This window comes from Streptomyces sp. enrichment culture, assembly GCF_964272855.1.
Classification (GTDB): domain Bacteria; phylum Actinomycetota; class Actinomycetes; order Streptomycetales; family Streptomycetaceae; genus Streptomyces.
The window spans coordinates 5,726,084-5,749,565 of sequence record NZ_OZ186847.1 but is presented as its reverse complement, the minus strand read 5'-3'; the positions used below and the strand labels follow the sequence as shown (position 1 = coordinate 5,749,565).

15 protein-coding genes and 1 pseudogene are annotated in these 23,482 nt (G+C 74.3%); 11 read left to right on the top strand and 5 right to left on the bottom strand.

The window, feature by feature from the left end; all coding sequences use genetic code 11:
* Positions 1-6: 6 nt before the first annotated feature.
* Both ACSU6L_RS25310 and ACSU6L_RS25305 read right to left on the bottom strand, forming a co-directional pair.
* Positions 7-555 carry an EF-Tu/IF-2/RF-3 family GTPase gene (locus ACSU6L_RS25310; protein WP_437060314.1) on the bottom strand — a complete coding sequence of 183 codons (549 nt, stop codon included), beginning with the start codon at positions 553-555 and terminating at the stop codon, positions 7-9.
* Between the two features lie 26 nt (positions 556-581).
* Complete coding sequence (locus ACSU6L_RS25305) at positions 582-1,457, bottom strand: ATP-grasp domain-containing protein (protein ID WP_437060312.1); 876 nt, start codon at positions 1,455-1,457, stop codon at positions 582-584.
* 135 nt (positions 1,458-1,592) lie between these two features.
* On the opposite strand from ACSU6L_RS25305, the gene ACSU6L_RS25300 reads away from it, so the two are divergent.
* Both ACSU6L_RS25300 and ACSU6L_RS25295 read left to right on the top strand, forming a co-directional pair.
* Positions 1,593-3,041 (top strand): acyl-CoA synthetase, encoded by a 1,449-nt coding sequence (locus tag ACSU6L_RS25300; RefSeq protein ID WP_437060310.1) that lies wholly within the window; start codon positions 1,593-1,595, stop codon positions 3,039-3,041.
* Complete coding sequence (locus ACSU6L_RS25295) at positions 3,034-4,398, top strand: carboxyl transferase domain-containing protein (protein WP_437060308.1); 1,365 nt, start codon at positions 3,034-3,036, stop codon at positions 4,396-4,398. Before ACSU6L_RS25300 ends, ACSU6L_RS25295 begins: the two co-directional genes overlap by 8 nt.
* A 243-nt stretch (positions 4,399-4,641) precedes the next feature.
* Here ACSU6L_RS25295 and ACSU6L_RS25290 read toward each other — a convergent pair whose 3' ends face one another.
* Positions 4,642-8,262, bottom strand: coding sequence for a S8 family serine peptidase (locus ACSU6L_RS25290; protein WP_437060306.1), 3,621 nt, complete (start codon positions 8,260-8,262; stop codon positions 4,642-4,644).
* Positions 8,263-8,467: 205 nt separating this feature from the next.
* On the opposite strand from ACSU6L_RS25290, the gene ACSU6L_RS25285 reads away from it, so the two are divergent.
* The 6 genes from ACSU6L_RS25285 to ACSU6L_RS25260 all read left to right on the top strand — a co-directional run bounded on the left by ACSU6L_RS25285 (position 8,468) and on the right by ACSU6L_RS25260 (position 18,666).
* Positions 8,468-8,806, top strand: coding sequence for a CU044_2847 family protein (locus ACSU6L_RS25285; RefSeq protein WP_437060304.1), 339 nt, complete (start codon positions 8,468-8,470; stop codon positions 8,804-8,806).
* Positions 8,803-10,464 carry a trypsin-like peptidase domain-containing protein gene (locus ACSU6L_RS25280; protein WP_437060302.1) on the top strand — a complete coding sequence of 554 codons (1,662 nt, stop codon included), beginning with the start codon at positions 8,803-8,805 and terminating at the stop codon, positions 10,462-10,464. Before ACSU6L_RS25285 ends, ACSU6L_RS25280 begins: the two co-directional genes overlap by 4 nt.
* Positions 10,465-10,487: 23 nt before the next feature.
* A complete protein-coding gene (locus ACSU6L_RS25275; protein WP_437060300.1) occupies positions 10,488-11,507 on the top strand; it encodes an AAA family ATPase in 1,020 nt (339 codons plus the stop codon).
* Positions 11,497-16,173 carry an SAV_2336 N-terminal domain-related protein gene (locus tag ACSU6L_RS25270; RefSeq protein WP_437060298.1) on the top strand — a complete coding sequence of 1,559 codons (4,677 nt, stop codon included), beginning with the start codon at positions 11,497-11,499 and terminating at the stop codon, positions 16,171-16,173. Before ACSU6L_RS25275 ends, ACSU6L_RS25270 begins: the two co-directional genes overlap by 11 nt.
* Positions 16,174-16,306: 133 nt before the next feature.
* Positions 16,307-17,344 (top strand): rod shape-determining protein, encoded by a 1,038-nt coding sequence (locus ACSU6L_RS25265; RefSeq protein WP_437060296.1) that lies wholly within the window; start codon positions 16,307-16,309, stop codon positions 17,342-17,344.
* A 164-nt stretch (positions 17,345-17,508) separates the two neighbouring features.
* Positions 17,509-18,666 carry an alkaline phosphatase PhoX gene (locus ACSU6L_RS25260; RefSeq protein ID WP_437060294.1) on the top strand — a complete coding sequence of 386 codons (1,158 nt, stop codon included), beginning with the start codon at positions 17,509-17,511 and terminating at the stop codon, positions 18,664-18,666.
* 79 nt (positions 18,667-18,745) lie between these two features.
* On the opposite strand, the pseudogene ACSU6L_RS25255 reads toward ACSU6L_RS25260, so the two are convergent.
* A pseudogene (locus ACSU6L_RS25255) lies at positions 18,746-19,597 on the bottom strand (sensor histidine kinase); the annotation flags it as partial.
* 104 nt (positions 19,598-19,701) lie between these two features.
* Complete coding sequence (locus ACSU6L_RS25250) at positions 19,702-20,412, bottom strand: response regulator transcription factor (protein ID WP_437060292.1); 711 nt, start codon at positions 20,410-20,412, stop codon at positions 19,702-19,704.
* A gap of 208 nt (positions 20,413-20,620) precedes the next feature.
* Here ACSU6L_RS25250 and ACSU6L_RS25245 point away from each other — a divergent pair, with 208 nt between their 5' ends.
* Genes ACSU6L_RS25245 through ACSU6L_RS25235 form a run of 3 tightly spaced genes read left to right on the top strand, consistent with a single transcriptional unit; the run spans position 20,621 to position 23,404 of the window.
* Positions 20,621-21,220, top strand: coding sequence for a carbonic anhydrase (locus tag ACSU6L_RS25245; protein WP_437065047.1), 600 nt, complete (start codon positions 20,621-20,623; stop codon positions 21,218-21,220).
* On the top strand, positions 21,217-22,929 hold the full coding sequence (locus tag ACSU6L_RS25240; RefSeq protein WP_437060290.1) for a SulP family inorganic anion transporter: 1,713 nt from the start codon (positions 21,217-21,219) through the stop codon (positions 22,927-22,929). Before ACSU6L_RS25245 ends, ACSU6L_RS25240 begins: the two co-directional genes overlap by 4 nt.
* 46 nt (positions 22,930-22,975) lie before the next feature.
* A complete protein-coding gene (locus ACSU6L_RS25235; protein WP_437060288.1) occupies positions 22,976-23,404 on the top strand; it encodes a VOC family protein in 429 nt (142 codons plus the stop codon).
* The last annotated feature ends 78 nt before the right edge of the window (positions 23,405-23,482 follow it).

Genomic DNA, 23,482 nt, shown 5'->3' with positions numbered 1-23,482 from the left:
CGAGGCTCACGGCAGGAGCCGCGTCACCGTCCCCGAGCCGGCGGCGCGGCCGTGGTGGCGGAAGGCGAAGGGCCGGCCGTTCTCGAGGGCGACGGGGTGTTCGAGCGTCACCGTCACCGCGGCCGTGTGAAGCGGCCGCAGCGCGTCCAGGCGAGCGGGCAAGGTCACCGTGCCTCTCACGGCTCCCGCGTGGATGTGGAAGTCGAGGGTGTCGCCGGTCGACAGCTCCGTACCGCCCTGTTCCTCCGGCAGCAGCGCGATGTCCGCGACGAAGGCGGTGTGTGCTGCGACCGAGCCCGGTGCGGCGAGCACGTGTCCCCGCTCGACGGTGCCTGCCGTGCCGGGCAGCAGCAGTGCGGCGTTCATGCCCGCCGTCGCCTCGTCGAGGGGTGAGCGTGGTGGGCATGCCTCGATGCCGGTGACGCGGGTGATCGAGCAGTCGCCGGAACCGACGATCTCCAGCTCGTCGGCTGCCCGGACCCGTCCGCGCTCGATCCGGCCGGTCGCCCGGACCACCCTGTCCTGGTGGAGGGAGAAGACGTCCTCGACCACCATCAGGAACGACTCCTCCGCCGCACCCTTCACGTGCGCGCCGCGGCCAGCACCGCCTCCGCCACGCCCCGTACCGACCGCGGGTGCAGGCCCAGGAACAGGTTCGGCTCGACCAGCTCCAGTTCCATCACCGCCGGCTGCCCGTCCTCCCCGTCGACGAGGTCGACGCGCGCGTACAGCAGCCCGGTCGGGTTCGGTACGGCGGCCAGGGCCCGCTCGGCGACCGCGAGTTCCGCGTCCGTCGGGGTCCAGGGCTCCAGCCCCGGATGCGCCACCTTCCGGGCGTCGTACGGCGTGCCCGGGGCGAGTACGGCCCGTTTGCGGCTGGCGTGCAGCAGGCGGCCCCCGAAGAACTGCAGCGCCCGCTCCCCGGTGACGTCGATGGCCCGCACGTACGGCTGCACCATCGCTGTGAAGCCCTCCTCGTGCATCCGCGCCAGCTGCCGTACGGCGGTGTCCCGTTCGTCCGGTGTGTAGCGGGCCGCGAACCGCGCGCCCGCCCCCGAGGTCGGCTTGACGACGTACTCCCGGTCGGCGGGCAGGTCGGCCGGGTCGCCGGGGGCGAGGTACCGGGTGGGCACGGTCGGCACCCCGGCGGCCGCCAGCTCGCCCAGGTACCGCTTGTCCGCGTTCCAGCGCACCACGTCCGCCGGGTTCGCCAGCCGCGTCGTCCGCTCGCACTTCGCCGCCCAGGCCAGGAACTCCTCGGCCCGCCAGCTGTAGTCCCAGGTGGACCGGATGAGCACGAGGTCGGGCTCCGACCAGTCGACGGCCGGGTCGTCCCATACGGCCACCCGTACGTCCGCGCCCGCCTCCCGCAACGCGCGTTCCAGCACCGGCAGGTCACGGTCGTCGGCCACCTCTGGGCCGGGGCGGCAGGTGACGAGGGCTATGCGAGGCGACACGGCGGGTTTCCTCCCGGACGACGGCTGGACCGCGCGCAGGCTAACAACGCATCGCGGACCTGCCGGAGGCGGTGGCCTGATAGGAACGGGATGTCGACCCCGACAGCCAGTCCCGACTGTTAAGGAGTACGCCGCGTGACCTCCCTCTTTCCCGCGCTCGCCGACGGCGCGGCCGGTGCGCGTCCCGCCCTGCGGTTCGGTTCCCGTTCCCTGACGTACGCGCAGCTCGCCGCCGCGGCCGGTGCCGTGGCCGAACGCGTGCGGCACGCCGGGCGGGTCGCCGTGTGGGCGACGCCCGTGCTGGAGACGGCCGTCGGGGTGGTGGGCGCGCTGCTCGCCGGGGTGCCGGTGGTGCCGCTGAACCCGAAGTCGGGTGAGAAGGAGCTGGCGCACATCCTGGGTGACAGCGCGCCCGCCGTGGTGCTGGCGGCGCCCGGCGACGAGCTGCCGGCCGGTCTCGGCGGGCTGGAGCGCGTCGACGTCGACGTGTCCGGCGTCGGCGGGGTGCCGGCGGAGGACGCCGGCGACGAGGCTCCCGCGTTGATCGTCTACACGTCCGGTACGACGGGTCCGCCCAAGGGTGCCGTGATCCCGCGCCGGGCGATCGCCGCCACCCTGGACGCGCTGGCGGACGCCTGGCAGTGGACCGGCGAGGACGTGCTGGTGCAGGGGCTGCCGTTGTTCCATGTGCACGGGCTGGTGCTCGGGATCCTCGGGCCGCTGCGGCGGGGCGGGAGTGTGCGGCATCTCGGGCGGTTCTCGACCGAGGGGGTGGCGGCCGAGCTGAACGGTGGCGCGACCATGCTGTTCGGGGTGCCGACGATGTACCACCGGATCGCGGAGGCGCTGCCCGGTGAGCCGGAGCTGGTGAAGGCGCTGAGCGGTGCCCGGCTGCTGGTCTCCGGGTCGGCGGCGCTGCCGGTGCACGACCACGAGCGGATCACGGCGGCGACGGGGCGGCGGGTGATCGAGCGGTACGGCATGACGGAGACGCTGATGAACACCAGCGTCCGCGCCGACGGCGAGGCCCGCGCCGGGACGGTGGGGGTGCCGCTGCCGGGGGTGGAGCTGCGGCTGGTGGAGGAGGACGGGTCGCCGGTCACGGCGTACGACGGGGAGACCGTCGGGGAGATCCAGGTGCGGGGCCGGAATCTGTTCACCGAGTATCTGAACCGGGCGGACGCGACCGCCGCCGCCTTCACCGCCGACGGCTGGTTCCGCACCGGGGACATGGCGGTGCGGGATCCGGACGGCTATGTGCGGATCGTGGGGCGCAAGGCCACCGATCTGATCAAGAGCGGCGGGTACAAGATCGGCGCCGGGGAGATCGAGAACGCGCTGCTCGAACATCCGGGGGTGCGGGAGGCCGCCGTCACCGGGGAGCCCGACCCGGATCTGGGGGAGCGGATCGTCGCCTGGATCGTGCCCACCGACGGCGAACGGCCGCCGACCCTGGAGGAGTTGGCCGGTCATGTGGCACGGCGGCTCGCCCCGCACAAGCGGCCCCGGGTCCTGCACCACCTCGACGTCCTGCCCCGCAACGACATGGGGAAGATCATGAAGCGGGCGCTGGGCCGTGGCTGAGCGTCGTCCGAGCGCCCGCGCGGCCATAGCTCTCGTCACCGACGACTTCCGGGAACTGCCGTCGCCCGTCAGGGACTCGCGGCCCGACGGGCCGCTCGGCTGGCGTGGTTACGACGCCTCCCGGGCCCGCGCCGCCGAGCGCACCGGCGAGGAGGAGTCCGTGGTGTGCGGCACCGCCTCCGTCGAGGGCACGCGGGCCGTGCTGATCGCCTTCGAGTTCGGCTTCCTCGGCGGATCGCTCGGCGAGCGCACCGGCGACCGGCTGGAGGCCGCGTACACGTACGCGCGGGAGCGGCGGCTGCCCGTCGTCCCGCTCGTCGCCACCGGCGGCAGCCGTATGCAGGAGGGCATGCTCGCGCTCACCCAGCTCCAGCGGGTGGCCCGCCAGTCGGTGCTCACCCGCGAGGCCGGGCTGCCGCAGATCGCGGTGCTGCGCGACCCGACCACCGGCGGCGGCTGGGCGACGCTCGGCGCGGGCGCGGACGTGGTGCTCGCCCTGCCGGGCGCCCAGGTGGGGTTCGCGGGTTCCCGGGTGCGCCCGGCGGACGCCGACCCGGCGGCGTACACGGCTCAGGCGCAGGTCGCGGCGGGCGCCGCCGACGCGGTGGTGGCGCCCGAGGAGCTGCGGGTGACGCTGGGGCGCTGGCTGCGGCTGCTGACGGCACCGTCCGCCGAGCCCGCTCCCCCGCCGCCGCCGCTCGGCGCCACCGATCTGCCGGCCACGGGCTGGGACGCCGTGCTGCGTGCCCGCGCGTCCCGCCGCCCGCGCGCCGGCCGCTATCTGGACGCCTACTTCTCCGACCGGGTGGCGATCAGCGGCGATCGCTGCGGCGGCTCGGACGACGGCATGCTGTGCGGGTTCGGCGAGCACGCGGGCCGTACCGTCGCCTACGCCGCCCAGACCGGCACGGCCACCCGGCCCGCCGGGTACCGCACCGCCACCCGGCTGATCCGGCTCGCGGACCGGCTGGGCATCCCGGTGCTGACGCTGGTGGACACGCCGGGCGCCGCCAACGACGCGGAGGCGGAGCGGCAGGGTGCGGGGGCGGCGATCGCCGAGTTGTTCGGGGCGGTGGCGGCGGCCCGTACGCCGGTCACCACGCTGGTGATCGGGGAGGGCGGTTCGGGCGGCGCGCTGGCGCTGGCGGCGCCCGGCAACACCTGGGCCACTCCGGACAGCTACTTCTCCGTGATCGCGCCGGAACTGGCGGCCGCGATCCTCAAGCGGCCGGCGGCGGAGGTCGAGGCGACGGCGGACCAACTCCTCATCCGCCCACAGGACTTGGAGCGGCTCGGGGTCGCCCGGGTCCGAACAGGCGAGCAGTTGTTCCCTGGAACAGGTGATCGTCGCTCCTGAGATCGCATGAGGCCTGCGTGACCGACGATACTTACGGTGCGCGAGCGACTGGCTGCAGACCGTAGCGGAAGCAGGAACGCGCAGGTCCCACATGCATCACCGCAAGGAGAAAGCACGATCATGAACCTTCTCACCGACATCCTCGCCGGTCTCGTCCACTTCGTCGGCCGGCTGGCCTGACGGTCCGGGAGAACGACAGACGGCGCCGCCTCCCCGTCCCAGGGAGGCGGCGCCGTCCGCGTGTCAGCGCACGCCGACGGCCCGGACGATCTCCTGGACCACCTTGCCGCCCCGGTCGTCGCGTGCCGACGCCCGCAGCGAGACGTACTCGGCGTCGTCCGGCACGTTCAGCGTCCCGCGCCAGGCGGCCGGTCCGTCACCGGTGAGCGGCACCTTCCGCCACGACTCGCCGTCGTCGTACGACACTTCGAGCGTGCCGCCGCCAAGCGTCCCGGTGTCCGGGGCGCCCACCACGTACTCGGCGTACAGCCCGACCGGCAGCCGCCCGTCACCCACCCGGCCCGCGAGGTCGGTGCCGACGTCGAAGCCGAGATTGATCAGCGGCAGGAAGGTGTACCGGTCCGCGGGCGTCCGCGCCGAGCGGAACGTCCACTCGGTGTGGCCCTTCGTCGCCTGCTTCCAGCGCGCCGGGTCGAGCGCGGTGTCGGTGACGACCTTGTAGGTGCGCTCCTCGGCGGGCGCGTCCGAGACGTACACGGCGGAACTGGTGCGCCGGTCGACGAGTTCGCCGTCCAGGTACACCGCCGTCGTCTGGGACATGCCGCTCTCGTCGCTCCACACGTTGCCGAAGCCGGTGTGGTCGGGCCCGGAGTCGCCCCAGCCGGGGGTGTTGAACTGGAGCCGGTCGCCGGCGCGCTGCTGGCCCCAGCCGAGGCCGGTGCCGAGCCAGGGGTGCCAGACCGGCTTGAACCAGTTCAGCGTGGGCCGCGTGCCGCCCCGGTAGCCGACGAGCCCGCCGCGCTCCTCCAGCGCGTCACCGAGGTCGACGGACTCGTGCCACAGCTGTCCCGGTTCGGTGGAGACGTAGTCGGTGCGCTCGGCCGGGAAGTCGACGCGCTCCTTGAAGCCCAGGCCGATGGGAAAGGTGTCGGTGATCGAGTAGCGGAACTCGCCGCCGGAGGCGGGCTCCGCCGCGTGGAACCTCGTCCGTACGGCCGCCAGGTCGTCCGGCGCGAAGGTCAGGTCGCGGTCCGGGACGGCGCCCGGGTAGCCCTTCGACAGGTCGTACACGTACGGCGTGTTCCGCGTGCCGGTCATGTCGACCTTCCCGGCCTTCCGCAGCCGGGCCGCGTCGGCCGCGTCGACGGTGCCGATCGGGAACGCCCGGTCCGTGCCGTCGTCGGAACCCCACCAGGCGTTCAGTCGGCCCGGCGCGTCGTCCGTCACGAACAGCGCCTTCACGCCCGCGTCCGCGGCGGCCTGGGCGAGCGCGGCCGGGTCGGTGCCGTCGGTCAGCTCGGCCAGCGCCGCCTTGCCCCGTACGCCGGTGAACGGGCCGTCCCCGACGTCCACCAGCGGCAGGCGGGTGCGGCCCTCGGTCAGCGTGCCGCCGGGCTGGGCCACCGCCTCGCCGACGCCCTTCACCTCCAGCAGCGGCTTGCCCAGTCGCCACACGGTCCGGTACTCGAAGCCGCCCTGGGTGACCTTCCGGGTCGGCGCGGCGAAGACGCTGTCGTACTTCACCGGCACCATCACCGCGCCGAACAGGTCGGCGCCGCCCGCGGTGCGGTCGTACTCCATGATCAGCTGCCGTCGCTCGGTGCGCCGGCCGACGTCGGCCTTGATCTCCCGCAGCTCACGGCCGTCGAGGGTGACCTCCGTGTCCCGGTCGAGGGTGATCTCCGGTGCCGCGAGGAAGCCCAGGCCGAGCGAGTCGGTGCCGTGGCTGCCGCGCACGTCGAGGAAGGAGGTCAGGCTGTAGGTGCCGGGGGCCAGCCGCAGCTTCAGCGTGCCGGAGCCGCCGACGTGCGCCGGGACGGGGTCGGTGCGCTCGGCGAGCCGCTGGACGACGAGGTCGGCGGCGGAGGGCGCGCCGTCGCGGTCCTTGACGTGCACCGTGAGCGTGTACCGCTCCTCCTCCTTCACCAGCCCGAAAGCGGTGTGCGCGACCGGGCTGCCGGCGACGGCGGCCACGATCCGCCCGCTGGTGTTCCCGACCGGCGCCTTAGACCCGTCGCCGGTCACGGTGGTGGCGGCGGTGCCGTGCGCGGGGACGGTGAGGGTGGGGTCGGCGAGGGTGACGATCCCGTCGCCGCCCTCGACGGAAAGGCTCAGCTCGACCGGCTCGTCGGAGGAGTTGGCGTAGGTGACGGTCTTCGTCACCGGCTGGTTCTCCTCGTAGGGCCAGCTGTGGAAGCCGAAGTCCACGCTGCCCGTCGCGGTCACCCGCGCCTCCACCGCGTCCGGCACGCTGACCCGGCCCGCGCCCAGCGTGTACGCGGAGGCGTCCAGCGGTGTGGACGTCGACATCAGCGCGTCCTTGAGCCGGGCGCCCGTCCAGTCGGGGTGCCGCTCGGCGAGGAGCGCGGCCACGCCCGCGACGTGCGGGGTCGCCATCGACGTACCGCTCATGGAGGTGTAGGCCCCGGTGCCACCGCTCAGCGAGGAGCGGGCGGCGAGGATGTCCACGCCGGGGGCGGACAGGTCCGGCTTGAGGGCGTTGTCGCCGTACCGGGGTCCGGCGCTGGTGAAGTAGGCGGCCGTGTCGGCGGAGTCGACCGCGCCGATGGTGAGGGCCGCGTCGGCGGCGCCGGGCGAGCCGATCGAGGAGGGCGCGCCGGTGTTGCCGGCGGCGATGACGAACAGGGCGCCGGTCTCCTCGGAGAGGGTGTTCACGGCCCGCGCCATGGGGTCGGTGCCGTCGCTGGGCTCGGTGGAGCCGAGGCTCATGGAGACGATGTCGGCGCCGGCCTCGCGGGCCGCCCACTCCATCCCGGCGATGATCTGCGACTCGCTGCCCGAGCCCTGGTCGCCGAGCACCTTGCCGACGGCGAGGGTGGCGCCGGGCGCGACGCCCTGCTCCTTGCCGTCGGAGGCGGCGCCGCTGCCGCCGACCGTGGAGGCGACGTGCGTGCCGTGCCCGTTGCGGTCGGCGACCTCCTCGCCCTCGATGAAGCTCCGGCTCGCCGAGACCCGCCCGGCCAGGTCGGGGTGGTCCGCGTCGACGCCCGTGTCGAGGACGGCGACGGTGACGCCCTTGCCGGTGAGCCCTGCCTCCCAGGCGGCCGGCGTGCCGATCTGGGCGTTGCTTTCGGCCATGTCGGCGGTGACCCGCCCGTCCAGCCAGACGCCGTCGATCCCGGTGGACTTCCGGGTGACCGCCTGCCAGAACTCCCGGCCCTTGTCCGCCGTCACGGCGGCACCGCGCACGGAGGGGAGCGCGCGGGTCCGCTCGGCGCCGCGCGGGGTGGCGGTCCGCGCGCCCTTGTCGTACGTCACGATCAGCGGCAGCTCGCCCGTGCGGTCGTCGGCGAAGCCCTGCCGTATCAGCTCGCCGACGTCGAAGAGCCGTTCGTCGAGCGTCCCGGCGCGCAGATACGGCAGCGCCTCGTCCGGTACGACGGTGACGGTGCCGTTCGCGGTCTGCGTGCGCACCGCGCCGGTGGCGCCCCTCGGCCGTTCCACCTCGACGGTCTGCTTTCCGCCGCCCAGGTCGGTGACGGTCACCTTGTCCCCGGTGACGAGGGTGACGGTCCGGGCGGCGCTCGCCGTCCGGGTGGCCGCCGGGGCCTTCGCCGTCGTGTCCGCCCTGTCCGCCGCGCCCGCCTGCGCGACCGGCAGCAGCGGCAGCACGAGCCCCGCCGACAGGAGGATCGCCCCGCGTCCGACTGGTCCTCTGATCATCCCAAGCCTCTCTCGGTCGAGTGGTGGGACGAGTGTCAGGGGGCTTGTGTTGCGGGGGAGTTGGCCGGACGTGGCGGGTTCGCGCTGTGGCGGGTTTCCGCCAACGGGGCGCGGTACCCCCGGCGGAAGCCGGGACAGCGGCAAGCACCCTCCGCCACAATGGAGTTCGTCGAGGTCACGCAGCACACGGGGGAGTGAACGGCGCATGGACGGCCTGGTGGAGTTCAAGACCGAGGACGGCGCACTGATCATCGTGGAAGCCGTCGACGACGAGTCCGGCGCCCGGCTGGTCTCGCGCGGCGACGGACAGCCGGCGCAGGCCGCCCGCACCTTCGAGAGCGCGCTCGGCGGAGTGCGCGCGGCGGCCGAGTCCGCGCTGCGGGTGTTCCGGGACGGCGCCCTCAAACCGGACTCCGTGGAGCTGGAGTTCGGGGTGAAGCTGAGCGCCGAGACCGGGGCGGTGATCGCCAAGGGCGCGGCGGAGGGCCATCTCGTCGTCAGACTGGGCTGGCGGCCGGGACAGGCCGCCGCCGAGCGCGCATGAGCAAGTCCGCCTGGCACGCCCGGATCGTGTGCGGGAGGGAAGTCGGCGCGGGCTTCCTGGTGTCCGCGCGCCGGGTGCTCACCTGCGCGCACGTCGTACGGTTCAGCGACACGGCGGACATCACCGTGACGTTCCCGGGCCGCCGGGACCTGGGCGGTGTCCGCGCCACCGTCACCGTCCACGGCGGCTGGCGGGGCGGCGCCGCCGACCCCGGCGACCTCGCCGTGCTGGAACTGTCCCGGGAGGTGCCGCTGACCCCGGCCGCGTTCGCCCCGCCGGGCGCCGAGCAGGGCCGGCCCGAGCTGGTGGCGTACGGCTTCCCCAAGGGGTACGACGAGGGCATGCTCGCCGTCTACCGGGCGCTGCCCGGGCCGCTGATCTCCGACGAGTGGGTCCAGCTGGAGGCCGTCAGCGCGCACGGGCAGCCGCTCGCCGCCGGGTTCAGCGGGGCGGCGGTGACGCTCGCCGACGGCACGGTCGTCGGGATGGTCTCCGCGATCGCCGGCTCGCCCGACGTACGGGTCGGCCGGATGCTGCCCACCGAGGTGATGGCCCGCTACTGGGGCGAACTGGGCGAGCTGGTGCCCACCCCCGGCCATCACGCGGAGGAACGGCGCCGCCTGTACGCGCTGGTGCGGCAGGCCGAGCGGGCCCGCCTGACCTGCCGGCCCGACCAGCTGTACGTGGACGCCGTGGGCCCCTTCGGGCCGCCGCTGCCCGAGGGCGGCTTCCCCACCCTGGAACGTGCCGCCGCCTACGTGCAGTTCGAGGTGCCGGAGGAGGAGGCGGTGACCCGGTTCGCGGACCGCCTGGCCGGCCTGATCGGCGACCGGGCGGGGGACTCCGGGGCGGCCGCCTGGTCGCCGATCGTCGTGGAGATCGAGCACAGCGGCGCCGGCGCCGACCGGGTCACCGTCGAGGTCTCCGCCTACCGCGACGGCCATCGCCGCCCGGTCGGAGCCCGCCGCCTGCCCCGCACCGGCGTCCGCGCCTACGTGCAGGAACGAATCGACGAGGCGTTCACCCAGCTCGCGCCCGACGCCGACGAACTGATCACCTTCGTCCTGCCGAGGGAGTGGCTGAACGAGCCGGTCGCCCGCTGGGAGTGCAGCCCCGACGACCCCACCCCGCTGGGCTGCGCCTACCCCCTCGTCGTCGCCGACCGCGCCCGGCACCGCAGCGGGCGGCTGCGCCACCAGCTCGCCAAGAAGTGGCAGAAGCTCGACACCGGTGGGGCCACCCTGCACCGCGTCGCCTGCGGCACCCCGGAACGCCCGCCGAGCCTGCGCAAACGGCTCCGCGACCACGACGCCGCGATGGCCGCGTACACCGTGCCGCCCACCGCCGCGCTCCCCCACTTCGAAGCCGGTCTCAACGTGCCCGTCCCCGTCCTGCTGTGGTCCCGCACCGGCTGCCCCGGCATCGGCCACGACGGCCCCTGCGGGGGCGGCGCGTTCCTCGACGAACTCGCCGAGTTCGTCACCGGCGTGCCGCCCGCCGACCTCCCCCGGCACGTCCGCGCCCTGCGCGACACCGCCGAGGCCGCCGACGAACCGGACCGGCACTGGGCGCGCGACCTGCAGCTGATGTGGGACGACCCGCGCTGCTTCCCCGAGCCGGCCGCATGCCTGCACTCGCCCGTCGCACCCGTCGCCTGAGCCCTCACGGAGAAGGACCCGCAATGCCCCTGTGGCCCGTCTACACCGGCACGAACGAGCCGCACGACGGCATCCTCGAACTGCCCCCGCCGCCGCCGTGGCGGGCCTTCGACGGCGGCCCGGTCCTCGACCCGCCGTCCGACGCCGACGATGCCTCGGCCGGCTCCCCCGACCGCACCCACCGCGCGGAGACCTACCAGGCCACCCCCGAGACCGTGCAGCTGGTCAACGCCGCCCTCTACCTGCGCCGCCCGCTGCTGGTGACCGGCCCGCCCGGCACCGGCAAGTCCTCGCTGGCGTACGCGGTGGCCCGCGAACTGCGGCTGGGCCCGGTGCTGCGCTGGAACATCACCAGCCGCAGCACCCTGCACGACGGCCTCTACCAGTACGACCCGCTCTCCCGCCTGTACGCGGCCCGGCAGGCCCTGACCGGCGCGGGCGAGTCACGCGTCGAGAACGGCGTCGAGAACCACCTGCGCCTTGGCCCGCTGGGCACCGCCCTGCTCCCCCACAGCTGCCCGCGCGCCCTGCTGATCGACGAGATCGACAAGAGCGACCTCGACCTCCCCAACGACCTGCTGAACGTCCTGGAGGAGGGCCAGTACGAGATCCCCGAACTGGTGCGCGCCGCCCGCCACACGCCCGTCGCGGAGGTGCTGGCCGACGGCACCGACGAGCGGGTGCCGGTCGAACGGGGCCGGGTCCGCTGCCGCGCCTTCCCGTTCGTCGTGCTCACCAGCAACGGCGAACGCGAGTTCCCGCCCGCGTTCCTGCGCCGCTGCGTCACCCTGCGGCTGCGCCAGCCGGACGACCGGCAGCTCGCCGAGATCGTCCGCGCCCACCTCGGCGACCCCGACGACCACGCCCAGCGGCTCATCGAGCGGTTCCTGTCCCGGGTCGGCGGCGGCAAGCTGGCCACCGACCAGCTGCTGAACGCGATCTACCTCGCCCGCGCCTCCGACCTGGACGCCGAGTCCCTGGACCAGCTCGCCGAACAGCTCATGCCGTACCTCGGCCGGACCCCGCAGGCCGATGCGTTCTGACGACCCGCTCACGCGCCTGGCCGACGCGCTGGCCGGTGCATCCCCCTCGGGCACCCGCCCGACCCCGCGCGAACTGGCGGAACTGCTGTGGCTGGCGGGGCACATGGAGCCCGTACCGGGAGAGGGGGAGCCCGGGCCGGACGGGGGCGGACGCGAGGCGGACGGGGAGGAATCCGAGCCGGACGGAGAGGCACCCGAACCGCACCGCGAGCACCACGAACCACCCGAGCCGCAGCAGGAGCAACAGGAACCCCCACAGGAGGAGCCGGAACCACCCCAGCCCCGGCCCGAGGAGCCCGGCACCCCGCCCCGCGCCCCACTCCACCTCCCGTCACCCGCCCCCCACCACCCCGGCGGCCCCCGGCACGCCTCCCTCCTCGCCCCCGCGCCGCCGATGCTGCGCCACCCGCTCGGCCTGCAACGCGCCCTGCGCCCCCTCAAACGCCGCACCGACGCGCCCGCCGGCCGGGAACTGGACGAGCGGGCCACCGCCGAGCGCATCGCCCGGCTGGGCGCGGACCCCGAGTGGTGGCTGCCGGTCATGCGCCCGGCACGGGAACGCTGGCTGCGCCTGCACGTCGTCCACGACACGGGCCCCACCATGCCCGTCTGGCGCCCCCTGATCAGCGAACTGCATACCGCGCTCGCCCAGTCCGGCGTCTTCCGCACGGTCACCCTGCACCCCGCCGGCCCCGACGGCAGCGTCCACGGCCACGCCGCGCATACGCCCGCCGACGGCCGCACCGTCATCCTGCTGGTCAGCGACTGCATGGGCCCGCAGTGGCGCAAGGGCCCGGCGGCCGACCGCTGGTACGCCACACTGCGCCGCTGGGCGCGGCGCCTGCCGCTCGCCCTCGTCCAGCCGTTGCCCGAACACCTGTGGCGGGACACCGCGCTGCCGACGACGCCGGGCCGCCTGTCTGCCCCGCACCCGGCGGCGCCCACTGCGTCGCTGCGGTTCACCCCGTACGACGCGCCGGAAGACGGGACGGAGGACGGCACGGACGGGACCGACGCGGCAGCCGCGGACACCGTCCCGCTCCCGGTCCTGGAACCGGAGCCGGACTGGCTGGCGAACTGGGCGGCGCTCATCGCGTCCACCGGGGGCACGGACCACCCGGCGGCGGTGGCCCGCCTGGGCAGCGCCCCGCCGCCGCCGGACGACCGCACGGACCTCGCCCTCCTCACCCCCGAGGAACTGGTCCTCCGCTTCCGCGGGACCGCGTCACCGGAGGCGTTCCGGCTGGCCGGGCACGTCGCCGTCGGGCGCCCGGACCTGCCGGTGATGCGGCTGGTCCAGGCGGCGCTGGAACCCGAACCGCGCCCCCAGCACCTGGCCGAGCTGATCCTGAGCGGCCTGCTGACGACCGTCCCCGGCCCACCGGGCTCGTACGCCTTCCGCCCCGGCGTCCGCGACCTCCTCCTGCGCGCCCTGCCCCGCACCGCCCGCAGCCGCACCACGGACCTCCTGGAGCGGGTGGGCGGCCTGATCGACACCCGGGCGGGCCGGGCCCCGGGCGAGTTCGTGGCGTCGACCCCGGCGCCCGGCGGGACGGAGACCGGGGCGGAGCCGGAGGCGTTCGCGACGGTCAGTCAGGAGAGCGTGCGGCGGCTGACGGGGACGGTGCCGGTGGGCTCGGGAGAGCGGTACCGGCTGCTGAGGCAGGTACGGCCGGGCGGCTCGCTGTGGCAGGCGCACGACACGCAGACGGACCGGCAGGTCATGGTGCGGTTCGCCCCGGAGCCGGTCACCGCGGAGCACCGCCGGTCCTTCCTGCGGGACGCGCAGGCCCTGGCCCGGCTCACCGACCCGAACGTCGTCACCGTCCTCGACCACGGCGTCCGGGACGACGTGCCGTACGTCGCGACGGAGCACCTGGACGGCATCACACTCGACACCCTCGGCGCACCGGCGGCCCGCCGCCTCCCGGCGCCCCTCGTGGTGTCGATCGGCCGGCAGCTCTCCCGGGCCCTGACCGCCCTGCACCAGGCGGGCGTGGCGCACGGAGCCCTCGACACGGCACACGTCGTGCTCCTGCCCGACGGGACGGCGAAGCTGACGCTGGGCGCCCTCGGGCAGGGCGGAGGACAGGAAGCGTACGAAAGGGACCTCGGCGCCCTCGGCGCGCTCCTGTGGCGGCTGTCGTCGGGCGGCCCCTTGCGGGTCAGCGACAGGATCACCGCCGACCGGCTCACCGAACTGCCGTCCGCGTTGCGCGCTCCCTACTGCTCCGCGCTCGCCGACGTCATGTCCGGGGACCCCGCCGAGCGGGGACGAAGAGCGGCTCTGCTGCAGAATCCCGAGTTGCTCGACGTGGCACGAGCGTCCCACGTCCCGCTGCGCTACGCCCTCTTCGGCCGCCCCACCGTCACACGCGGCGCCTCACGGCCCGTCGCCATCGGCTCGCCGCAGGAGCGGGCGATGCTGTGCATGCTGCTGCTGCAGCACGGACGCAAGGTGTCGCACGGGAAGCTCGTCGAAGGCATCTGGGGCGAGCGGGCCCCGGCACGTGCCATCGCCCTGCTCGGTACCTACGCCTCCCGGCTGCGCAACGCGCTGGGCCCCGGGGTTCTGGCCTCACTGCCCGATGGTTACGCCCTGCACACCAGCGCGGACCACGTCGACCTGCTGCACTGCCAGCAACTGGTCGCGCAGGCCGAGGCGGCCCGCGCCACCGGCGACCGCGAGAAGGCGCACGGCCATCTGACCGCCGCGCTGGTCCTCTGGAGCGGGCCCGCGCTCGAGGACGTCCGCGGCCCCGCCGCCCAGATCGCCCGCGCGCGTCTGCTCCAGCTCCGCCTCAGCCTGCACCGCACCCGCGCCGAACTCGACCTCGACCTGGGCGAGGTGGACCGCGCCGCCGACGACCTCGCCGGCCTCGTCGACGCCTACCCGGCCCGGGAGGACTTCCGCCGCCTCTACCTGATCGCCCTGCGCCGCCAGGGCCGTATCGAGGAAGCGCTCGAGGTGTTCGAGGAGTACGAGCTCTCCGGCGGCCGCGGCCCCGAGCTGCTGGCGCTGGGCGCCGAGCTGCGGGACGAGTTCGGCGACCCGCCCGAGGAGGCCCCGGACACGGCGTACGACGAGTCGCGGTACGGCGACTCCCCGGCCTCCCCGGACGAGCTGCCCGCCGGCTCCTTCCCCACGGAGGAGGACCTGCCGTCGCTGCTCGCCCAGGACGAGGACGAACCGGACGCGGAACGGCCGCTGCCGCGGGACGAGGTGCCGGAGAGTCTGTTCCCGGAGGACCGCGGGGAGGCGGCGCCGGGGTGGGTCGTCTTCGAGTTCGCGGACGGCCCGCAGGGCATGGAGGCCCACCGGCTGCTGAGGAACACGATCACGCGCTGGGCGGCGGAGGCCGGCTGGCGCCCGGAGCACTACCCGTTGATCCAGCGGCAGGCCGACTACTCCATGCCGGCCACGCCCGCTCTGCTCGCGGTCGTCCGGGACGGCTTCCCCGAGCTGCTCGCGGCGTTGGACGGCGTCCGGCTGTTCGTGACGTTCCAGGCGCGGCCCGGGACGGCCTGGGCCGGCGGCGAGGACCTTCCGCGGGACCCGGGCCCCGTGGCAGGTCTGCTCCGTGTCGAGTCCGGCCTCCTTAGCAAGGAGTGGGGCCTGCCCTCCGCCGTCGCCTACGTACGCCCCGAAGGCGGCCCGCGCCGCGTCCCTCCGACACCGGTCGACCTCGGCGAACACGGCACGGAACTGGACGTGACCGGCCCGGCGGTCAACGGCCTGCCCGTCTTCGCCGCGCGCGGCGCGGCGGCCTGGCGGGTCACCGACCCGGCGCAAGCCGTCCACCGGGCGCCCGAGGACGTCGGCCGGGCCGTCCGGCGGCACGTGGTGGACCGTTTGCGTGAGCTGACGCTGCACTACCCGCCCGGCGACCCGCAGGCCCACACGGCGTTCCAGGAGGCGCTGGCCGAGTGCGCGGTCCCCGGTCACGAGATCCGCTGGGACGTCTCCCTCACCGCCCGCGTCACCCAGACCCGCCCGCTGCCCCGTCGCTCGGACACCTCCGCCGCCCGCGCCTTGCGCGCCGCACAGGCCGTGATCTTCGGGTTCGACGGCACGCTGACGCGGCTCTACACGGAGGAGGGCAGGTCCGAGACCGTGCGGGACCTCGCCCGGCTCCTCACCGAGAGCAGGGATCCGAAGGACGCTCTCGCCGGCCGCCCCCTGCTGCCCCACGGCGCCCGGGTCACACCGCAGGGCGACCGCGTCCACCCCCTCGACCTGCTCCGGGCCGTCGGGGCCGGCCCGCACGCGCACGAGCTGCACCGCCGCCTGTCGGCGGCCGAGCAGGTCGCGGCCCGCACCGCGGTCCCCTCACCCGCCGCCGACCTCGTCGTCCGCACGCTCGCCGGCAAGAAGAGGCTCGCCGTGTTCACCGACACCGCGCCCCACGCCGCGACGGCCTACCTGAGCCGCCGGGGCCTCCTGGACTGCCTGGACGGCGGCGTCCACGGCCGCGACACCGGCCGCACCCCGCTGCCGCCCCACCCCGGCATCGTGCTGCGGGCCATCGCCGAGCTGGGCGTGGCGCCGGCCGAGTGCCTGGTGGTCTGCGCCACGACCGCCGAACGGCAGGCGGCGCACGCGGCGGGCGCGGCCTCGCTGCACCAGGGGCTCCGGCCGCTCCTCGACGCCGCCCGCGACCTGTGACCGCCCCGGATCCCCCGTTCAGCCGTTCCCCGCCCGGCCCCGCTCGAAAGGCGCCCCGGCCGGAACCGCCGCACGATGCGGAAGAGGACCGCCGCCGGGCGGCCCACGGTCTGTGCTCTCGGGAGGATCTGCCATGACCGCCAGTCTGGAGCAACTGCGTCGCTGCCACTTCGGCGTCGACCTGGGCGCGGCGAGGACGCGGGTGTATGTGAAGGGCGCCGGGCTCGTCGTCGACCAGCCGTCCGCCGCCGCCGTCAACACGCGCACCGGAGCGCTGATCGCAGTGGGCGAGCTGGCGGATAAGATGACGGGCCGCACCCCCGACTACATCCGTGTCGTACGGCCGGTCTCCGGCGGCACGGTCGTCGACATCGAGATGGCGCAGCGCATGCTCCGCCACCTGCTCGGCGACAAGATCCGCCGCAGCCTGCGCCGCAAGCCCCGGCTGAGGGCCGCCGCCTGCACCCCGCACGACGCGGACCCGCTGGCCCAGCGGGCGACCGTGGAGACCCTGGTCGGCCTGGGCGCCCGCCGGGTGGAGCTGGTCGACACGCTCATCGCGGCGGCCGTCGGCTGCGGGCTGCCCGTGGAGCAGCCCGAGGCGACGATGGTCCTGGTGTGCGGGGCGGCGGCCACGCAGGTCGCGGTGCTGTCGCTCGGGTCGATCGTGACCGCCGAGCGGATCCCGGTCGGCGGCGAGGCCGTCGACAACGCGATCGTGCAGCATCTGCGGCACGAGCACGAGTTGATGCTGCCGAGCCAGTCGGTACGGCCGCTGCAGCTGGCCCTGTCGGGGAACGGGCTCACCCCGCACGGGCCCACCTCCACCGAGATCCACGGGCGGGACGTGGCGACCGGCCTGGCCCGCTCCGTGCAGGTGGACACCGCCGCCGTGCGGGAGTGCATCCAGACGCCGCTGACCGCCGTGCTCGACGGCATCGGCAAGGTGCTGCGGGACTGCCCGCCGGACCTGGTCGCCGACCTCGCCGACCGGGGGATCATGATGGTCGGCGGCAGCGCGCTGCTCCCGGGGCTGGACCAGATGCTGCGGCAGGCGACCGGCATGCCGGTGCACATCGCGGAGCGGCCCGACGTGTGCGCGGTGCACGGGCTCGGCGCCATGCTGGAGGGCAAGATCGAGCCGCTGGTGCTGGATCCGCTGGCCACGTGAGCGCGTGAAGGCCGGGGCCGGTTCCCGTCCTCCGCCAACTCCCCGTATACGTCGCGTCGTTACGGCACGGCCACGGCGCGTCCACCCCGCTCCCCTAGGGTCCCGGATCGCGTGACCCCGCCGCCGACCGGCGGCGGGGCGGACACGGCACTCCTGGAGTGAGAGTGGAACGTCGTAGCCTTCTGCGTGCGGCCCTCATCGGCGGCTCCTCCGCCGCGCTCGGCGGAACCCTGTGGCGCGGCGCCGCCTACGCGGCCCCCGCTCAGCCCGGCACCGGCCCCTACGGCGCCCTGGGCAGCCCGGACGCCAACGGCATCAGACTTCCCAACGGTTTCACCAGCCGGGTCATCGCCCGTTCCGGGCAGACGGTCACCGGCACCTCCTACACCTGGCACAACGCCCCCGACGGCGGCGCCTGCTACGCCGACGGCAGCGGCTGGATCTACGTCTCCAACTCGGAGATCAGCCCCGGCGGCGGCGCGAGCGCGGTGAAGTTCTCGTCCACCGGCGCGATCACCGGCGCGTACCGCATCCTGTCCAACACCCGCACCAACTGCGCGGGCGGCAAGACCCCGTGGAACACCTGGCTGTCCTGCGAGGAGGTGTCCCTCGGCTACGTCTACGAGACCGACCCGTGGGGCGTGAAGGCGGCGATCCGCCGTGACGCGATGGGCCGCTTCAAGCACGAGGCGGCGGCCGCCGACCCGGTCCGCAGGGTGATCTACCTGACCGAGGACGAGACCAACGGCCGCTTCTACCGCTTCATCCCCGGCACCTGGGGCGACCTCTCCTCCGGCACCCTCCAGGTCCTGGTCGCCGGCAGCGCCACCTCCGGCTCGTTCACCTGGGCCGACATCCCCGACCCGGACGGCTCCCCGACGACCACCCGCACCCAGGTCTCCGGGTCGAAGTCCTTCAACGGCGGCGAGGGCTGCCACTACGCGAACGACACGGTCTGGTTCACCACCAAGGGCGACAACCGGGTCTGGCAGCTCAACCTCACCGACAACACCTACGAGCTGGCCTACGACGACTCGCTCGTCTCCGGCACCGCCCCCCTCACCGGCGTCGACAACATCACCGGCTCCTCCTCGGGCGACCTGTTCGTCGCCGAGGACGGCGGCAACATGGAGATCTGCGTCATCACTCCCGACGACGTCATCGCGCCCTTCCTCCGCATCGACGGCCAGTCCGGCTCGGAGATCACCGGCCCGGCGTTCTCCCCCGACGGCCGCCGCCTGTACTTCTCCAGCCAGCGCGGTACGTCGGGCAGCTCGTCCGGCGGGATCACGTACGAGGTGACGGGTCCGTTCCGCACCTGACCGCGCCACATGCGAGACGGTGGGACTCGATGGCCTCTCATCGGGTCCCACCTGCTCGTCCGCTGGTCGTTCGCGCGGCTCAACGCCTCGCCTGCAGCGTGCGGCAGGGCGTCGAGCCGGCGGGCGGGTCGTGTGGTGGCTCTGCCGACGGCAGCCGTACCACCGCGTCCACCCCGCCCGTCGTGGCCGCCCGCAGGGCCACGTCGCCGCCGCTCGCCCGTGCCAGGCGCTGGACCAGGGACAGGCCCAGGCCGGTGCCGCCCTTCGGGGCGTCGGGGGCTCGCCAGAAGCGGGTGAAGGCGTGGCTGCGCTGGGCGGGGGTCATGCCGGGGCCCTCGTCGGTGACGTGGAGGTCGACCCAGCAGGGGCGGCTGTCGCGGAGGGGCCGGCGGGTGGGGGTGTGCAGCCGGAGTTCGATGGTGACGGTACTGCCGGCCGGGGAAGCGCGTAACGCGTTGGACAGGAGGTTGTCCAGGATCTGCTCCACCGCGCCGGGGAGCGCGAGGACCGGGCCCACGCTGCCGGCGAAGAGGACGAGGGAGACGCCCTCGCGGGCGAACAGGGGATGCCACGCGCTGTGGCGTTCCACGCAGATCGCGCCCACGTCCACCGGGGCCGGGGCCGACCCCTGTTCCTCCAGGCGGGCCATGGCCAGCAGCGCCTCGACCATGCGGGCCAGCCGGTCCGTCTCGGTGACCGCGGAGGTCAGGGTCCGGCGGGCCTGCGGGGACAGGGCCGGCTCCAGGTTCTCCAGTCGCAGGCGCAGCGCCGCGAGCGGGGTCTTCAGCTGGTGGGACGCCTCGCCGGCGAAGGCACGCTGCGAGGTCAGCAGGTCCTCCAGGTGGGCGGCGGTGCGGTGGGAGGCCTCCGCCACGGCGTGCAGGGGTCTCGCCGCCCAGCGGGCCAGCGCGACCGCCGACGCGGCGGTGAGGGCGAGGGTCAGGGTGAGCAGGGCAGGCGTGCCGTTCTCGGGCGTCCGCGCCAGGGCCCATCCGGCCGCCGCGGCGCACAGGTGACCCCACAGCAGACGGCGGGTCATGACGCCGTGTCGCTCACCGCGGCGTCCTGCCGCGGGCGGACCGCCAGGCGGAAACCGACGCCGCGCAGGGTCTGGATCCACGCCGGGTCGCCGAGTTTGCGGCGCAGGGTGGCCACATGGACGTCGAGGGTCTTCGTCGGCCCCTCGTAGTGCTCGTCCCAGACGCGGTCCAGGATCTGCTGCCGTGAGTAGACCGCTCCGGCGTCCTCGGAGAGCAGGGCCAGCAGGTCGAACTCCTTGGGGGTGAGGGCGACCGGCGCCTCGCCCACCCAGACCTGGCGGGTGCGGCGGTCCACGACCAGGGGCCCCGGTACGCTCGGGGCGCTGGGCTCGCTGTCGTACGACTGCTGCCGGCTGCTCCTGCGGTGCACCGCGCGGATACGGGCGACCAGCTCCCGTACGCTGAACGGCTTCGCCAGGTAGTCGTCGGCGCCCAGTTCGAGGCCCAGCACCCGGTCGGCCTCCTCGCCGCGCGCGCTGAGGATGACGACGGGGACGTCGGAGGTCTCGCGGATGGCGCGGCAGACGTCGATGCCGTCCATGTCGGGCAGGCCCAGGTCGAGGATCACGACGTCGCCGTAGGGGCCCCTCAGGCCTTCCTCGCCCGTGGCCACGCGATGCACCGTCAGGCCGTACTGCCGCAGTCCTTCGGCGAGCGGTTCGGCGATCGTCTCGTCGTCCTCGATGAGCAGTACGTGTACGCCCATGGCGTTTTTTCTCTCCAAAGGAAAGGGGGACCGGGGGTTCGACACGCTACAAGAGAAAGTGTCGATTCGGTTCCCGGATCCGGGTGTTGTGAAATGAGCCTCAGAAACCGCTTGTATTCCGCCGGCTTGGTCTTCGCTTAACCTTTCTCTGGTCTGCCGCCCCCTACGTTCTCGATGCCTTGTCGGAATCGAATGCCAGGGAGGCATGATGAAGGCGTTGCTGGATCGCGCCCGATCGTTCGGACGGCGCGTCGGCTTCGAGAGCGACGCATACCGAAAACTGGCCGTCGGGCAATTTCCCGAGGCCCTGTTCATTTCCTGTTCCGACTCGCGGGTGATTCCCGCGCTGATCACCGGCGCCCGGCCCGGCGAGATATTCGAGCTGCGGAATGCGGGCAACATCGTGCCGGCATACGGCAGGCAGGGGTCCGCCGGCGGCGCGGCCGCCACCATCGAGTACGCGCTGGACGTGCTCGGCGTTCAGAACGTGGTGGTGTGTGGCCATTCCCACTGCGGGGCGATGGGCGCGGTGCGGGACGGGGCCGATCTGTCGCGGCTTCCCCTGGTGGACGCCTGGCTCGACCAGGTGCGGGACGGGCTGGCGCCCGTGGTGAAGGAGGGCGCGGCGCTGGCCGAGGTCGTCCAGGCCAACGTGCGCAACCAGCTGGCGGTGCTCCGGGACTACCCCGTCGTCCGGCGGCTGGTGGAGGAGGGGCGGCTGCGGCTGCACGGCTGGTACTACGAGATCGACACCGGGATCGTCCACGAGCTGGGCGACGACGGGCGGTTCCGGGTGCACGCCTCATGAGCGGGGCCCATGCGCGCAGGGCCACGCCCGCCAGGAAGCTCGGCTCGAAGAAGGACGGGGCCAAGAAGGACGGGACGAAGAAGGGCGGCTCCGGCAAGTCCCGCGCCGGGAAGAGCCCCGCGGCCGGCGTCGACCTCGCCACCGAGATCAGCGCGTCCCTCGTCGTCTTCCTGGTCGCCCTGCCCCTGTGCATCGGCATCGCCGTCGCCTCCGGCGTGCCCGCCGAGCTGGGGATCATCTCCGGTGTCGTCGGCGGGCTGGTGGTCGGAGCCGTGCGCGGCAGCACGCTCCAGGTGAGCGGGCCGGCGGCGGGGCTGGCCGCGCTGGTCGCGGACACGGTGACCGAGCACGGGGTCGCCATGCTCGGCGTGATCGTGCTGTTCTCCGGGATCCTGCAGATCGTGCTCGGGGTGGTGCGGCTGGGGCGGATGTTCCAGGCGATCTCTCTCGCCGTGGTCCAGGGCATGCTCGCGGGCATCGGACTGCCGCTGATGTTCAGCCAGCTGTACCCGATGGCCGACGCGAAGGCGCCCGGTGTGCCCTTCGAGAACATCGCCGGTGTGCCGGGGCTGGTCGCCGACACCGTCTCGGACCGGCAGGCGGCGATCGCCGCGGGGCTGGGGGCCGTCACCGTCGCGCTGAGTTTCGTCTGGCCGAAGGTCCCGGCGCCGGTGCGCAGGTTCCCGGCCGCGCTCGTCGCCGTCGGGATCGGCATCGCCGTCGCGGCCCTGCCCGGCGTGGACATCAGGACGCTCCAGGTCGGCGACCTCGCCGACGCCGTGAACACGCCCGGAGCGGAGCAGTTCGCGGGGCTCGCCGACGCCGGGGTCCTCACCGCGATCCTCACGTTCACGGTGATCGCCTCCGCGGAGAGCCTGTTCACCGCGGCCGCCGTGGACCGTATGCACACCGGCCCGCGCACCCGCTACAACACCGAACTCATCGCGCAGGGCGCGGGGAACACGGTCGCGGGCGTGCTGGGCGCGCTGCCCATCACCGCCGTCGTCGCCCGCAGTTCGGCGAACGTCCAGGCCGGGGCGCGGACCCGGATCTCCCGCATCCTGCACGGCGTGTGGCTGCTCGCGTTCGCGCTGCTGCTGCCCCAGGTGCTGGCGCTGGTGCCGATCTCGGTGCTCGCCGGGGTGCTGGTGCACAGCGGGTGGAAGCTGCTCGCGCCGCACGAGTTCCCCAAGATGTGGCGCCAGGACCGGGGCGAGTTCGCGGTGATGACCCTCACCACCCTCGCGATCACCGCGACCGCGCTGCTGGAGGGCGTGGTCGTCGGGCTCGCCGCCGGGGTGGTGCTCGCCGCGCTGCGGATGTCCCGGGCCGTCGTACGGCAGGACGTCGCGGACGACACCGCGCGGGTCGTGGTCACCGGCAACGCGACGTTCCTGCGGCTGCCGCGGCTGATCGAGGCGCTGGAGGCCGCGGCGGCGGCCGGCCTGCCGCGGATCCGGCTGGACCTGCTCGGCGTGACCCACCTGGACCACGCCTGCCGCACGCAGGTCGAGGAGTTCACGGCCCAGCAGCGGGGGGCCGGGGTGCGGGTGGAGCTTCTGCTGCCGGACCTCGCGGCGGCGCCGCAGGGCCCGGCCGAGGAGCCCGTCTCCGTCGGGCCGGGTCCGAACGCCGAGTGGTTCCACCTGGACACGAGCGTCCCCACGCGGGACTCGCTGCGGGAATGGCCTGGCCCGGCGGGGAGTTGATGGGCGGTCAGTGGCCGTACCGCATCCCGATCACCGAGGAGCCCCGATGTCCGACGCCCCCGCCGTCCGCGAGCTGCGTCTCGTCGTCACCGCCGAGGACTACGACGCCGCCCTGCGCTTCTACCGTGACGTCCTCGGACTGCCGGAGCGCGCGGCGTTCAGCTCGCCCGACGGCAGGGTGACGATCCTGGAGGCCGGGCGGGCGACGCTGGAGATCACCGATCCGAACCACGCGGAGTTCATCGACGAGGTCGAGGTCGGGCGGCGCGGGGTGGCCGGGCACATCAGGGTCGCGTTCCAGGTGGACGATTCCGTGGCGGCCACGGACCGGCTGGCCGCCGCCGGGGCGGAGGTGATCGCCGAGCCGACCCGCACGCCCTGGAACTCGCTGAACTCCCGGCTGGAGGCGCCGGGAGACCTCCAGCTGACGCTCTTCACCGAGCGGGGCGAGGAGCGGGGCCAGGCCGGGGGGTGAGCCCCGGACACCGGTCCGCCACCGTTCACCGGGCCGGGGCAGGGCAGGCCAGGGCAGGCCGGTGAACGGTGGCGGTCA

Coding starts and splice junctions, on each gene's coding strand:
- ACSU6L_RS25285 (WP_437060304.1), top strand. CDS start 8,468: ATGGACGGCCTGGTGGAGTTCAAGACCGAGGACGGCGCACTGATCATC.
- ACSU6L_RS25245 (WP_437065047.1), top strand. CDS start 20,621: ATGAAGGCGTTGCTGGATCGCGCCCGATCGTTCGGACGGCGCGTCGGC.
- ACSU6L_RS25250 (WP_437060292.1), bottom strand. CDS start 20,412: ATGGGCGTACACGTACTGCTCATCGAGGACGACGAGACGATCGCCGAA.
- ACSU6L_RS25310 (WP_437060314.1), bottom strand. CDS start 555: ATGGTGGTCGAGGACGTCTTCTCCCTCCACCAGGACAGGGTGGTCCGG.
- ACSU6L_RS25240 (WP_437060290.1), top strand. CDS start 21,217: ATGAGCGGGGCCCATGCGCGCAGGGCCACGCCCGCCAGGAAGCTCGGC.
- ACSU6L_RS25280 (WP_437060302.1), top strand. CDS start 8,803: ATGAGCAAGTCCGCCTGGCACGCCCGGATCGTGTGCGGGAGGGAAGTC.
- ACSU6L_RS25270 (WP_437060298.1), top strand. CDS start 11,497: ATGCGTTCTGACGACCCGCTCACGCGCCTGGCCGACGCGCTGGCCGGT.
- ACSU6L_RS25290 (WP_437060306.1), bottom strand. CDS start 8,262: ATGATCAGAGGACCAGTCGGACGCGGGGCGATCCTCCTGTCGGCGGGG.
- ACSU6L_RS25235 (WP_437060288.1), top strand. CDS start 22,976: ATGTCCGACGCCCCCGCCGTCCGCGAGCTGCGTCTCGTCGTCACCGCC.
- ACSU6L_RS25275 (WP_437060300.1), top strand. CDS start 10,488: ATGCCCCTGTGGCCCGTCTACACCGGCACGAACGAGCCGCACGACGGC.
- ACSU6L_RS25265 (WP_437060296.1), top strand. CDS start 16,307: ATGACCGCCAGTCTGGAGCAACTGCGTCGCTGCCACTTCGGCGTCGAC.